Source organism: Novosphingobium aromaticivorans DSM 12444 (assembly GCF_000013325.1).
GTDB lineage: Bacteria > Pseudomonadota > Alphaproteobacteria > Sphingomonadales > Sphingomonadaceae > Novosphingobium > Novosphingobium aromaticivorans.
In genome coordinates this window covers 181,357-194,271 of sequence record NC_009427.1, presented here as the reverse complement: position 1 = coordinate 194,271, position 12,915 = coordinate 181,357, and the positions used below count along the sequence as shown (strand labels likewise).

The 12,915-nt window shown below is 64.9% G+C and carries 13 protein-coding genes; 6 read left to right on the top strand and 7 right to left on the bottom strand.

Annotated features, from left to right (window positions below; translation table 11 throughout):
* The first annotated feature begins 3 nt into the window (after positions 1-3).
* A complete protein-coding gene (locus SARO_RS18750; protein WP_011906822.1) occupies positions 4-774 on the top strand; it encodes a TIM barrel protein in 771 nt (256 codons plus the stop codon).
* A gap of 30 nt (positions 775-804) precedes the next feature.
* Here SARO_RS18750 and SARO_RS18745 read toward each other — a convergent pair whose 3' ends face one another.
* From SARO_RS18745 to SARO_RS18730, 4 genes are all read right to left on the bottom strand, one after another.
* The gene (locus SARO_RS18745; RefSeq protein WP_011906821.1) at positions 805-1,215 is read right to left on the bottom strand and encodes a GFA family protein; all 411 of its coding nucleotides are present in this window, start codon (positions 1,213-1,215) and stop codon (positions 805-807) included.
* A 26-nt stretch (positions 1,216-1,241) separates the two neighbouring features.
* On the bottom strand, positions 1,242-2,105 hold the full coding sequence (locus tag SARO_RS18740; RefSeq protein WP_011906820.1) for a 3-keto-disaccharide hydrolase: 864 nt from the start codon (positions 2,103-2,105) through the stop codon (positions 1,242-1,244).
* A 77-nt stretch (positions 2,106-2,182) separates the two neighbouring features.
* Positions 2,183-2,557, bottom strand: a complete 375-nt coding sequence (locus SARO_RS18735) for a C-glycoside deglycosidase beta subunit domain-containing protein (protein ID WP_011906819.1) — start codon at positions 2,555-2,557, stop codon at positions 2,183-2,185.
* Positions 2,558-2,570: 13 nt separating this feature from the next.
* Complete coding sequence (locus SARO_RS18730; protein ID WP_011906818.1) at positions 2,571-3,617, bottom strand: sugar phosphate isomerase/epimerase family protein; 1,047 nt, start codon at positions 3,615-3,617, stop codon at positions 2,571-2,573.
* Between the two features lie 276 nt (positions 3,618-3,893).
* Here SARO_RS18730 and SARO_RS18725 point away from each other — a divergent pair, with 276 nt between their 5' ends.
* From SARO_RS18725 to SARO_RS18710, 4 genes are read left to right on the top strand one after another with little or no spacing between them, the layout of a single operon-like run.
* The gene (locus tag SARO_RS18725) at positions 3,894-4,748 is read left to right on the top strand and encodes a nuclear transport factor 2 family protein (RefSeq protein ID WP_011906817.1); all 855 of its coding nucleotides are present in this window, start codon (positions 3,894-3,896) and stop codon (positions 4,746-4,748) included.
* A gap of 8 nt (positions 4,749-4,756) precedes the next feature.
* Positions 4,757-6,319, top strand: a complete 1,563-nt coding sequence (locus SARO_RS18720) for a carboxylesterase/lipase family protein (protein ID WP_176929373.1) — start codon at positions 4,757-4,759, stop codon at positions 6,317-6,319.
* A gap of 40 nt (positions 6,320-6,359) precedes the next feature.
* Complete coding sequence (locus tag SARO_RS18715) at positions 6,360-6,593, top strand: type II toxin-antitoxin system ParD family antitoxin (protein WP_011906815.1); 234 nt, start codon at positions 6,360-6,362, stop codon at positions 6,591-6,593.
* 12 nt (positions 6,594-6,605) lie between these two features.
* The gene (locus SARO_RS18710; RefSeq protein ID WP_011906814.1) at positions 6,606-6,935 is read left to right on the top strand and encodes a type II toxin-antitoxin system RelE/ParE family toxin; all 330 of its coding nucleotides are present in this window, start codon (positions 6,606-6,608) and stop codon (positions 6,933-6,935) included.
* A gap of 21 nt (positions 6,936-6,956) precedes the next feature.
* Here the strand turns inward: SARO_RS18710 and SARO_RS18705 are convergent, their stop codons facing one another.
* The 3 genes from SARO_RS18705 to SARO_RS18695 are packed head-to-tail and all read right to left on the bottom strand — an operon-like array spanning position 6,957 to position 10,067.
* Positions 6,957-7,901: a ThuA domain-containing protein gene (locus SARO_RS18705; protein ID WP_011906813.1), complete on the bottom strand. Its 945-nt coding sequence runs from the start codon at positions 7,899-7,901 to the stop codon at positions 6,957-6,959.
* An 11-nt stretch (positions 7,902-7,912) separates the two neighbouring features.
* Positions 7,913-9,256 (bottom strand): MFS transporter, encoded by a 1,344-nt coding sequence (locus SARO_RS18700; protein WP_011906812.1) that lies wholly within the window; start codon positions 9,254-9,256, stop codon positions 7,913-7,915.
* A 37-nt stretch (positions 9,257-9,293) separates the two neighbouring features.
* Positions 9,294-10,067: a TIM barrel protein gene (locus tag SARO_RS18695; RefSeq protein WP_011906811.1), complete on the bottom strand. Its 774-nt coding sequence runs from the start codon at positions 10,065-10,067 to the stop codon at positions 9,294-9,296.
* Positions 10,068-10,354: 287 nt separating this feature from the next.
* Here SARO_RS18695 and SARO_RS18690 point away from each other — a divergent pair, with 287 nt between their 5' ends.
* Positions 10,355-12,529: a catalase gene (locus tag SARO_RS18690; protein WP_011906810.1), complete on the top strand. Its 2,175-nt coding sequence runs from the start codon at positions 10,355-10,357 to the stop codon at positions 12,527-12,529.
* Positions 12,530-12,915: the final 386 nt, after the last annotated feature.

Below are 12,915 nucleotides of genomic sequence, written 5' to 3'. Positions count from 1 at the left end.
GCCATGGGTAGGGACCTGTCCGTCAATCTCGAGTACGGCTTCACCGAAGCGGGCGAGAAGATCGAGGACCGCATCGCGGCGGCCGCCGCCGCGGGCTTCCGCAAGGTCGAGCTGTTCCTCCTCAAGGGGCGCGACTTGGGAGCGATCAAGCAGGCCCTGGACGACAACGGGGTCGAGCTGGTCAGCACGGTTGCGGACTATGTGACGCAGCTTGTCGACCCGGCCACGCACGAGGGTTTCTGCGACACGTTCCGCGAGGCCGCGTCGGCGGCGAAATCGCTGGGCTGTTCGAACGTGGTCGTCACCTCTGGGCGCGGCGTGCCGTGGCTCAAGCGGCCGGTGCAGCTTGCGATCTTCGCGGATGCCCTGCGCAAGCTGGTGCCGATTGCGGAAGAGCTGGACGTGACCATCCTGCTTGAATCGGCCAACACCCGGTTCGACCATCCGGGCGTGCTGTGTTCGACGACGCAGGACAGCGTGGTCGTTGCCGACATGGTCGACAGCCCGCGCGTCAAGGTGCTCTACGATCTCTATCACTCGGTGGTGGAAGGCGAGGACCCCGAGAGCGCGCTGAAGGCGGCAATGCACCAGGTGGTCCACGTTCAGGTGGCCGACGCACCGGGACGGGGCGAGCCGGGTTCGGGCAACATCGACTGGCCCGGCGCGCTCGGCCTGTTCGACCGTGTGGGATACCGGGGCACGATCGGGCTGGAATTGCAGCCGACCCGGCCTTCGGTGGAAGCATTCGACTACATCAAGGGGCTTTGCGCCTGAAACGGCGACGCCCCTCCGGCCGGAGGGGCGTCAGTCCGCGCCGATGATGCTTGCCGGGCGGACATGGTCGAACGGCCCTTCGCCCGACCACGCCCGGCCATCGGGAAAACGCAATTCGATGCCGGCAAGGTCGGCCTCGTCGGCAATCGCCATGTTGACGCCGCAGACGGTGTTGCCATGGCGGGCCACCGTTTCCGGCGTAAGCGTGAAATGCGTCGTCGCGCCGCAAGTGGGGCAGAAGTGGACTTCCGCTCCGGCACCGGGCTTGTCGGCGCGGACATAGCCAGAAGTCGTGCCGGAAGGGCGGACCTGGTCGGGGGCGAAGTAGGCCCATTGCGCGCCGGTCTTGCGGCACAGCGAGCAATTGCAGGCATTGATGAAGGCGGGCGGTGCGGCAAGTTCGACCCGCACCGCGCCGCAATGGCAGGAAAGATTCAGCATTTCATCAGGTTAGCACAGGCGTTCGGTCAATAGGAACCCTGCTTGCGGATCAGCGCGATCTCCTCGGGGGCAAGGTCGCGGATCATCACGTTGCGCATGAACACTTCGGCCGCCTCGAACTCGAGCGCGATGCGGCCCCGGTCGAGCGGCTGCCCATCGCGGCCGATCATGCGGAACAGCGTGTTGACGATACGCCCGTTGACGAGATGGGCGGCCTGGTCCTCGAAGGCGACGAGGTCGATCGTGTTCCATTCGTCGACGCGTTCGTACTGCCCGGCGTGACGATGCCACTGGCGGGCGATGCCGCCGGCCTTCACCGGTTCGGCGTAGTCGGCGGGAAGGCCGGGAAACCAGTTGGGCCACAGTGGCGTGCCGCCAAGCAGCGGGCCTTGCAGGGCGCGGGTGTTGACCATGATCGCATCGCCGATGTCGCCTTCCTCGAACTGGAATTCGACACAATCGGGGAACAGCCGGTCAAGTTCGGGGGCCATGTGGTAGAGCAGGCCCGAATTGCGGCGCTGCCAACCGCGCGGCGCAAAGCGGCGCTCGCCGAAGCGGAATTCCATGCGCAGGTGGTAGTTGCCGTGCACGGACCTGGTGGCGATGTGGCCGAAGCTGGACCGAACACTTCCATTGACGTCCGGCCCGGTGAAGCTGCTGCCAAGCATGTGCAGCACGCCTTTTTCGATGCGGATCGCATCGTGGGCGTCGCGATTGCCTTCGCCGTCCTGGTAGATGGTCCAGTCATCAAGGTCGCGGCCGTTGAACAGCGCGCGCCAGGGCGAGGCGGACGCGGCGGCCCGGGCGACTGCACGGTTGGCGGTGAGGGGAACGGCGGTGCTGGCGGCAGCGGCGGCGAGCCCGTGCAAGATCGAGCGGCGGCTTGGCATCTGCGCTCCCCTGGTTCTTTTCGCTTGGTTCTTGTGGGTGTGCGCCCCCGCTTTCGCGGAGGCGCAGGTCGATCGGATCAGGCGGCGAGCGCGAGTTCCTTGGTGTCCTTGGTGGTGGGCACGAAGGGCAGGTAGGATACGCGGTTGCGCACGGCGAAGGTGATCGTGTGGTTTCCGGCGGAAAGCCCGCCGTTCAGCACGATGATCTGGGCCTTCTCGCCAAAGTTCCAGCGGTTGTCGTAGACCGTTTCCATCTCGTCGAGGGTGTAGGTCTTGCCGCGCACCGAGAAGCGCACCGCTTCACGCGGTTGCAGTTCGCCGTCGACGGTGACCTGGATGTCCTCGATCATGGAGAGACCGAGGCCGCGATAATAAGGCAGGCGCCCGAGGAACGAAAAGCCGCCGTCCACCGACTGGAGGCTGCCTTCGACGATCATCTTGTTGTCCATCATCGGTCGGGTCTCCTTATGCTGCTGCTTCGGCCATGGCCGATGCGGTGGGCGAGGTCTGAATCGTCGGCACTTCGGTTTCACCCAGAAGCCTGGCGAGCATGACCTGCTGGCGGCGGACCTGTTCGACCGAATCCGGCTCCTCCGCGTCCTCGATCCACCGGTTGCCTTCGTATTCCGAGCAGATGTAGCCATTGAAGCCGCCCTGCTTCAGCACCTTGACGATCTCGTCATAGGGGATCGAAGGCTCCACGTAGTCCTCGTTCATCTGGTAGAACTTGCCGTGGACGTTGTGGATGCGGTGCATGTAGTCGAGCATGCGGCGCGGTTCGAACGCGGCGTTGTGGCGCAACGTCTCTGCCATGGCGATGGCGGGACCGGTGCCGCCCATCTGCTGGACGTTGAGGATCACGTATTCCGACAGGACGCGGTCCTCATATGCCTTCTCGACATAGTCGGCGATGTTCTTCGGCACGCCGATACGCAGGAACTTTTCCTTCCACACCGGCGGAAACGCGAACAGGAACATGCCCATGTCGGGCAGGAAGCCGAGCGCGTCCGAACCCGACTTCTCGAAGGCTTCGGCGTGGCGGATGATCCACGGATGGTCGAAGTGCAGCGGCGCGTGGACCTCGATCAGGATCTTGATGCCCTTTTCCTCGGCATAGGGCGCGGCAGCGACCAGCACTTCGGGCGCGATCGAGACGAGCGCGCGGATGTACTTCATGCCGAGGCGCGCGCCGAAGTCGACGTCGTTCTTCACGCTCGCGACCTGTTCGTCGAAGGGCATTTCGCGGCCCTTGTAGCGCTTGTAGTCGAGCATGAAGTCATGGCTGACGGGGGTGCAGTCGTACTGCTTGATAAGGCGGTGCCAGGTGTCGACGTCGGCCTGGGCCACGCCGCATTCGGGCCAGCCCCAGAAGGTCTGCTCGCCGATGATCTCGATGCCCTTGGCGCCCAGTTCCGCGCTGGTCCGGATGCAGTCTTCCAGGGTCATCTTCCCCTGGAAAGTCTCGTTCTGGTAGGAATAGAGGCTCACGCCCCTCTTGATTTCGCTGGTCACACGTCACCTCTGTCGTGGGTGGTTTCGGGTGGCCGGGCACAAGCCGGGTTCGATGAACAGTGCCGAGTTTGCTGGCGGAAAGGATGTGAGCCTGCGGCTTCCTTCCTGGGGTCTTTCGCCCTCTCTATTGGAATTTACATTCTACTAAAACGCGGACCGAGTCAAGGTCGTGAGAAAGGGCGCTTGATCCAATTTTAGAATCAACATACTTATTTTGAACCGGAAGGCGCAAAGTGGCGAACAACGCCGGACCAGACCTCATCCAGGGAGAGAGACATGCAAGTGAAGCTGATGGGCAAGTCGCGGATTGCCGCCGCCGCGATGGTCGCCGCGATCGCCCTCGCCAGCGTCCCCTCGGGCGCCAAGGACAATTCCGCCGCCGAGATCGCCGCGCTCAAGGCGCAGGTGGCCGAACTTAAGGCCCTGGCGCAAAGCTCGCACGACCGGGGCGATATCCAGAACCTGTTCTCGCGCTACATGTACCTGCACAACGCCTTCCGCGATCCCGAGATCGTGCCGCTGTGGGCAAAGAAGGGCACGCCGGGCATTCGCGCGCAGTATTCGAACAACGGGGTCTATACCTCGTGGGATTCGATCATGGCCTACCACGCACAGCGGCCCAATCCGAAGGGCAAGCTGATCTTCCATTACCTCGCCTCGCCCCTGATCGAGGTGGCGGCGGACGGACAGACCGCCAAGGGCCTGTTCGTGATGGCCGGCGTGGAATCGGGCCTGACCGACCCGGAAGCGGCAAAGCTGGCCCCCGACTTCATGTACGCGAAGGACGTCTTGGTCGACGGCAAGCGGGTGTGGATGCACGAGATCATGGCCAAGTACGGCGTCGATTTCATCCGCCAGGATGGGCAATGGAAGATCTGGCACTTCCACTGCTACGAAGTGGCGCGCAATCCGCAGGGCCTTGGCTGGATACCGTTCGCGGCCAAATCGCAGGACAACCCCTTTGCCGACGACCTCATGTATTTCGGCGAGGATGGCAAGCCGGTGATGATGCCCAAGCCCGACGGGCCGGTGACCATGCGCAACAACCCGTATCGCACCGACACCGGGCAGACGCTCGATGCGCCTCCGCCGGTGCCTTATCGCACGATCAGCGAAACCTTCGAGTACTGAGGATGCCCATGAACCGTAAGCTGGCTTTCGCCGGGGCGCTGGCCCTTGATTTCATCTCGCAGGGGGCGCTGGCGCAGGCGGTGGTCTCCACTACCGACGGCGACGTGCGCGGCACCGCGAACGCGGGCGCGGATGCGTTCCTCGGCATTCCCTATGCCGCGGCGCCGGTTGGCGCGAACCGCTGGCGCGAGCCGCAGGCGGCGGCTTCATGGACAGGCGTGCGTGATGCATCGGCGTTCGGTCCGGTCTGCCAGCAGGGCGTGCCTTCGCCGTGGGGGCCGTATACTGCAGAGTTCCTGGCGATGCCGCCGATGAGCGAGGACTGCCTGACGCTCAACGTCTGGCGCCCTAAGAGCGCAGCCACGAAGAAGCTGCCGGTGCTGGTCTTCATCCACGGCGGCGGCTTCGGTGGCGGTGCGGGCAGCCTGCCGATCTATGATGGCGCGAAGTTGGCGGCGAATGGCGCGGTGGTGGTGACGATCAACTACCGCGTTGGCGTGCTGGGCTTCATGGCCCATCCCGCGCTCACCGCGGAATCGCCGCTCGGCTCATCGGGCAACTACGGGCTGCTCGACCAGATCGCCGCGCTGAAATGGGTGCGGGCCAATGCCGCGCGCTTTGGCGGGGATGCGGGCAATGTGACGGTGTCGGGCGAAAGCGCGGGTGCTGCTTCGGTCGCGGACCTCATGGTTTCTCCCATGGCCAGCGGGTTGTTCGACAAGGCGATCGCGTTCAGCGGTGCGAGCATGGCGGTCGACGTGCCGCCGCTGGCGAAGAACGAGATGATCGGCGCGGACCTTGCGGCGAAGCTCGGCAAGACGAGCATCGCACAGATGCGCGAGGTTCCGGCCGAAGCGCTGATAGAGGCGACGCGCTACGTTCCGGGCGCGAACAGCGGCCCCCCGCCGCTGCGCTTCGTGCCCAATGTCGATGGCAAGGTCGTGCCGTTCGATCCGGTGCGCGCCAGTGGTCCGGTGGCAAGCCCGGTGCCGTTGATCACGGGCTTTAACGCTGCCGAGATGATCGACCCGTCGGTACGCACGCCGGCGCAATTCGAGACGGCGGTGCGGGGGCGCTATGGCGATTTCGCCGACAGGCTCCTCTCGCTCTACCCACACGCGACAGAAGCGGAGGCAGTCGCCTCGAACGCGCTGCTCGCGCGGGATCGGTACATGGCGGGCGTGCTGCTGTGGGCGCGCGAGCGGACGCGGACGGCGCAGCAGCCGGTCTTCGCCTATCTCTATGACCACGCCTATCCGGCGGTGAAGGGCGGGCAATCGTGGGGTGCGTTCCATTCGTCGCAACTGCCCTATGTATTCGGCAACATCGGCATTGGCGAGCGCACATTCGGTCCCGCCGACGCGCGCGTGGTCAGGCAATGGCAGGACCGCCTGCTTGCCTTCATGCGCAGCGGTAATCCGGGCAAGGGCTGGCCCCGTGTCACGCGCACCAGCGCGAGGGTCATGGGACTGGGCGACCGCGAAGGCATTCGGGCCGCAGTGTCCACGCCCGAACGGCTGGAGGCGTTCCGCGCCTATGCCGCGAGCGGAGGCAAGCTGGGACTGATGTAACGCGCTTGCCAAAATTTGGCATGCGCATCATATTCGGTCCATGTCCACGATGAACATCTCGCTGCCCGAGGGGCTCAAGTCCTTTGTCGATGCGCAAGTCGCGACGCGGGGATATGGCACGAGCAGCGAATATGTCCGCGAACTGATCCGGAAGGATCAGGACGTTCAACGCCTGCGCCAGATGATCCTGGACGGTGCCGCCTCGCCGGTGATCGGCGAGGCTGATGACGCCTACTTCGACGACTTGCGCAAGCTGGCATCGCGCAAGGATTGAGGTCTGGCTGTTGTGACGGGGCGCCCGCTGTTCGTCCGCGCCCGGGCGGACGCCGATGTCCGCGCCGCTGTGGACTACTATCACAAGCAGGCAGGCCCGGACGTGGCCTCGCGCTTTGTCGACAGATTGCAGCGGACATATCGGTCGATCAGCGAGGCACCCGATACCGGGTCGCCACGTTGGTCGCACGAATTGTCCGTGCCTGGCCTGCGTGCGATGCGAATGCGCGGCTTCCCCTGGCTGGTGTTCTACCTCGCGTTCGACCATCGGGTGGAGGTACTGCGCTTGCTTGACGCGCGCAGCGACATTCCGGCGTGGATGGGCGGGAGTCGCGACGCTTGACCTGCCCGGTAGCGTCGGCTCCTACTTATTCGGGTAGTCCTTCGCCTCTTCCAGCACCGGCAGGGTGACATTGCCGGTGGCGGCCCATTCGGTGCCGCGCAGGATCAGCGTCTGCAAGGGCTGGAAGTGCAGCGAGACTTCGTCGTGGCCGAGCGTGATCGAGAAGACGCGCCCCTTGCCATAGTCGGCGGTCCATACTTGCGGGTGGTCGCCGTCGATGCCCTTCATCGCCTTGAGCTTTTCGGGCGTATAGGCGGCGGCGGGATACTTGGGGCCGGTGAGCCGGGGGTCGTAGGCCGACGCCGCGTCGTGCGCGGTGGCAAGGACGTGGATCTTCGCCTCCGGGTCCATCGCCATGTTGGTGTACATGTCGTCGTTGTACGTCCAGACGAACTCGCGCATGCCCGCCGTGATCGGGTGGTTGCGGTCTACCAGGTGGACAGGGAAGGCGCCGGGAGGCGCGCGGCGGCTTGAACCGGGCTCCATCGCCCCGCCGATCAGCCGCTTGTATTCCGGAATGTCCCGGCCCCAGGTGAAGCTGGAGTGATAGGCGACCAGCCCGCCGCCTTCGCGCACGTATTGATAAAGCGCCTTGAACGCCGCGTCCGACCAGACGTGCTGCACTGGATCGGCATAATTCCACCGGCTCGAATAGTTGAGCAGGACGACATCATAGCCTTTCAGCGTATCGAGCGTGCCGTTGTCGAAGTCCTCGATCACACGCACGTCGAACCGGCGGGTGTCCTGCATCATGGTGCGCAATGTGTTGTTCACGCCGGTCCAGTCGTGCTCGTAGGAATTGCGACCGGAGATGATCAGGACCTTCAGGCGGTTTTCGCCCGGGTTCACCGGAATGGCCACGCGCTGCACGGTTTCGGGCGGGCGGTAATCGATGGTCACGATGACCTGCGCGGCCGCGGGCACGGTCATGCAGGCCGCAAGTGCTGCGGCGGCAAGCCTCTTCATTGCTCTCTCCCTTATTCCGCCGCCGCGAGCCCCTTCGCGGCAATGTCGTTGCGGATGGTTTCATGCAGGCCGTCCATCGGCCAGAGCAGGACGACCACCGTCTGCAAGGCCAGGAGCACCACCGCGCTGCCGTAATAGGTCCAGCGGATCGCCTCGCGCGCGGTCTCGCTCACCGCATCCGGGGCATAGCCGACCGCGCCCAACATGAACGCGAAGCCCGCCGTGCCGATGGCCATGCCGAGCTTGGTGGAAAGGCTGATCCCCGCCGAAAGCAGGCCCTCGCGGCGGGTGCCGAACTTCCACTCGTGGTAGTCCACCGTTTCGGCGATCATTGCGAAGGCGGCCGTGATGGTGATCGAGGTGGCAAGGCAGGCGGCGATGTAGAGCGCCAGGAACGCGGGCACGCTGCCTTCGGCAAGCGGCAGCACCGCAAAGATCGCGGCGGCCAGCGCAAGTACGAACGCGCTGCCGCGCTTGATGCCCGTGCGTGCGAGGATTGGCGGCGCAACGAAGGACGAGAGCAGCAGCATGCCCGAAACCGCCGGAAGCATGATCGAGATCATCCACGGCTTCTTCAGCACCTCGATGGCGAAATAGGCCGTCGCGCTCATCATCAGGCCGAAGCGGATGAAGTAGAGCAGGCACGAGGCGAAGACGACCAGCCAGGCGCGGTTGCGCAGCATCTCGCGCACGGCGGGCAGGATCGCGAAGTCCGGCGAGGAGCTGTCCTCGAAGCGTTCGCGGCAGAAGCGGTACAGCGCCACCGTGCACACGAAGCCGATGGCTGCGAACAGCACGGCGACCGACTGGAACCCGCGCTGCTGGTCGGTGCCGCCGAACAGGCCGACCAGCGGCAGGACGGCGGCAGTGCCCAGGACGACCGAGATAGAGGTTCCGACCGAGCGCATGCCCGAAAGCTTAAGGCGCTCGGCCGTGTCGAGCGTCATCATCGGCATCAGCGCGGTATAGGGGATGGCCTGCACCGACATGAGGATGCCCAGCGCCTTGAACGTGACGAAGGCATAGGCGAGCTGTGCGCCCTCGCTCCATGCCGGCACGTGGAAAAGTGCGACCGTGACCAGCGCATAGGGCAGGGCGGTGAACAGGAAGTATCCGCGCGTGCGCCCCCAGCGGCTGCGCGTCTTGTCCACCGCGATGCCGACCACGACGTCGATCACCGCATCGAGAAGCCGCGCGATCAGGAACACCGTGCCCACGCCCGCCGCTGGCAGGCCGACCACGTTCGTATAGTAGAACAGCAGGAACCCGCTCGCCATGTTGTAGGCAAGGCTGGTGCCCATATCGCCAAGGCCATAGCTCAGGCGTTCGGCAAAGCTCAGTCTGTCTGTAGCCACTTGTCCTCTCCCGGATCGCGGCGCTTCTTCGGTACTGTTAAAGCGCCAGCGTTTCGCGGGTCAGCTTGAGCGACTGGTCCATCGGGAGCGTGGGGAAATACTCCATCCCGATGCTGCCCTGGTAACCGAGGCTTTTCAGCGTGTTCATCACGTGGGCCCAGTCTACCGTGCCGGTTCCGGGCTCGTTGCGGTCTTCCATGTCGGCGACCTGGACGTGGGCGACGAGGCCGATCCGGCCCGCCAGTACGTCGGCAATGTCCTCGCCCATGACCGCGCTGTGCCAGACGTCGTAGAGCAGGCGCAGGTTGGGGCTGCCGACCGCTTCGACCAGGTCCAGTCCCAGCGTGGTGCTGACAAGGTACATGGCCGAGAACAGACGGGTGTTGAGCGGTTCGAGCAGCAAGGTGACGCCCGCGTCCTCGGCAAGGGCAGCGGCCTGCTTCAGCGCGGCGACGGCATTGGCGAAGTGGTCTTCCTCGCTCATCCCTTCCACCCGAAAGCCCGAGGCTACGATCAGCGGCGGCTTGCCGAGCGGGGCGGTGGCGGCGATGGTTTCGCGCACGGCCTCGACCATTTCGGCGCGCTCCGCCGGATCGACGATCGAGCGGCGCGGATCGACGCACACGCCGGTCAGCGCGACACCGGTATCGGCCAGCGCTGCACCGATGGCTTCGACCGGCTTGTCGCGCCAGAGGTGGAACTCGACGAGGTCGAAGCCGTCCGCCTTGGCGGCGCGGACGCGGGCCGCAAGGTCCCCGGCTTCGGCGAATTGCCATTCGATACAGGATGAAAGCGGGTAGGTGGCAGGCACGTCGATCTCCCAATCGGCGGCCCCGCGGCCCTCACGGGACCCGTTTGCCTGGCGGCAAGGCGTGCCGCTACTTTATTGGAATGCATATTCTCATCAAGAGCGAGTCAGGTCAAGTGCGTTCGCGTCGGAGGGAGGAACCATCGCGAAGCCCCTCGGTTCTCGGGTAGGCGGAGCGCGTCATTCCGATCTCGGGTCTTCCCGGACCGATTTCCGGTCTTTCCAAGGACATGCGCGTTTCCGCAGGTGCGCCGCGTCGCGCGCAGGACCTGCAGGAAGGATGGAAATTCATGGCTACCCCCACGAAAGGCAAGGCCCCCGCTCGTGCCGCGAAGGAGCGCTCGCCCGCGCTCGACAATGCGCTTCGCGACCATCAGCCCGGAGCGGGCCAGACCGATGAAGCGACTGCTCTCGGCAATGCCGGGGAAATCCACCAGGAGGCTGCTGCCGAAAACGATGCGGCTGCCTTCCTGACCGACAACTTCGGCCATCGCCTGTCCGACAACCAGAATAGCCTCAGGGCCGGAATGCGCGGTCCGACGCTGATCGAGGACTTCATCCTCCGCGAGAAGATCTTCCACTTCGACCACGAGCGCATTCCGGAGCGGATCGTCCACGCGCGCGGATCGGGTGCGCACGGCGTGTTCGAGGTGACGCGCGCGATCCCCGACCTGACCAGGGCCGGGTTGTTCCAGAAAAAGGGCCAGACCTGCCCGGTCTTCGTGCGCTTTTCCACCGTGGCCGGCGGGGCCGGCTCGATCGACACCCCGCGCGACGTGCGCGGCTTCGCGGTCAAATTCTATACCGACGAGGGCAACTGGGACCTGGTCGGCAACAACATCCCGGTGTTCTTCATCCAGGACGCGATGAAGTTTCCCGATCTGGTCCATTCGGTGAAGATGGAAGCCGATCGCGGCTATCCGCAGGCGGCCAGTGCCCATGACACCTTCTGGGACTTCATCGGGCTGATGCCGGAATCGATGCACATGATCATGTGGGCGATGAGCGACCGCGCCATTCCCCGCACGCTGCGCATGATGGAAGGCTTTGGCGTGCACACCTTCCGCTTCGTCAATGCGGCGGGCGAGGGGCGGTTCGTCAAGTTCCACTGGAAGCCGGTGCTGGGCATGGAATCGCTGATCTGGGACGAGGCGGTGAAGGTCGCCGGGGCCGATCCCGATTTCCATCGCCGCGACCTGTTCGAATCCATCGCTGCCGGGCACTTCCCGGCGTGGGACCTTGGGGTCCAGGTCTTCGACGAGGAATTCGCCGCGAGCCAGCCGTACGATGTGCTCGATGCGACCAAGCTGATTCCGGAAGAGGACGTCCCCGTCGAGATCGTCGGGCGCATGACGCTGAACCGCAATGTCGACAACTTCTTCGCCGAGACCGAGCAGGTGGCGTTCCTGCCATCGAACGTGATCCCGGGTATCGACTTCTCGAACGACCCGTTGCTGCAAGGGCGCCTGTTCTCCTACCTCGATACGCAGAAATCGAGGCTTGGCACGACAAACTTCCACCAGATTCCGGTCAATGCGCCCAAGTGCCCGTTCCATAACATGCAGCGCGACGGCCTGATGCAGACGCTGGTGCCCACAGGCCGCGCCAACTACGAGCCCAATTCGCTCGACGAAGCGGGCGAGGACAGCGGGCCGCGCGCCTGCCCGGAAACCGGCTTCACGTCGTTCCGCGAGAATGGCGAGCGCCACGATCCGACCGAAAAGGTGCGCGTGCGGGCGGATCTCTTCGCCGACCACTACAGCCAGGCGGCGCTGTTCTTCCACTCGCAGACCGAGAGCGAACAGGCGCACATCGCCTCTGCGCTGGTGTTCGAACTGTCCAAGGTCGCGCTGGAACATGTCCGGGCGCGGGTCGTGTCGCGGTTGCGCAACATTGACGAGACGCTGGCGCAGCGCGTTGCCGATGGCCTTGCGATGGACCTGCCGGAAAAGGCGCCTGCCGCACGCCAGCCGGTGAAGATGAAGCCATCGGACGCCCTGTCGATCCAGAAGCAGGCGAAGAAGACCTTTGCCGGACGCAAGGTCGGCATTCTCTTTGCCGAAGGATCGGACAAGGCGACGATCGACAAGCTGAAGGCGGGTGTGGAGGAGGCGGGTGGCACCGTCTTCCTCGTCGCGCCCAAGGTCGGCGGCATCCCGGTCAAGGGCGGCACGCTGAAGGCCGATGGCAAGCTGGATGGATCGCCCTCCGTCCTGTTCGACGCGGTGGCATCGGTGCTGATGCCGGAAGCGGCGGCGAAGCTCGCCATGCAGGGTGCGGCCGTGCAGTGGTTCATGGATGCCTATGGCCACTGCAAGACAATCGCCCACTGCAACGGCACCCGGATCATCCTCGAGAAGGCCGGGGTGGAGCCTGACGAGGGCGTGGTGCCCAATGAAAAGCTGCTCGAAGTCGGCCCTGTGCGCCACTTCGCGCGTGAGCCGAAGGTTCGCGATCTGGCCTGACTGCCCGGGGGAGCGTCTGCCGCGGCGCTCCTCCGCGTGCCTGCGCCCGGATATTCGGTCCGGGCAAGTGCGTAGCCATCTCGGCGCATTCACGCCGCAATGCGCCACGAGGGCGCGCTGGCTGCAAGACAATGCGGCATCGATCGCGCCACACGCAGCGAGCCGTCCGACAAGCTTCCGACGCCCGTGCACATTTCGTGAGCTATTGTTTCTGCCAGCACTGACAGCGCAGTCTTGACAGCGTTGACAACTGACTCCAGCATGAACGGCAGCGAGCGTCGACTCGCACGGGAAGAGGAGGAGCAAGGGAGCTGGCGCGGCGTCGCGCCATGTTCGGGATGGCGCCATGCGGGGCGCGGTCCCGGCATCACATCATCTCAAATTGA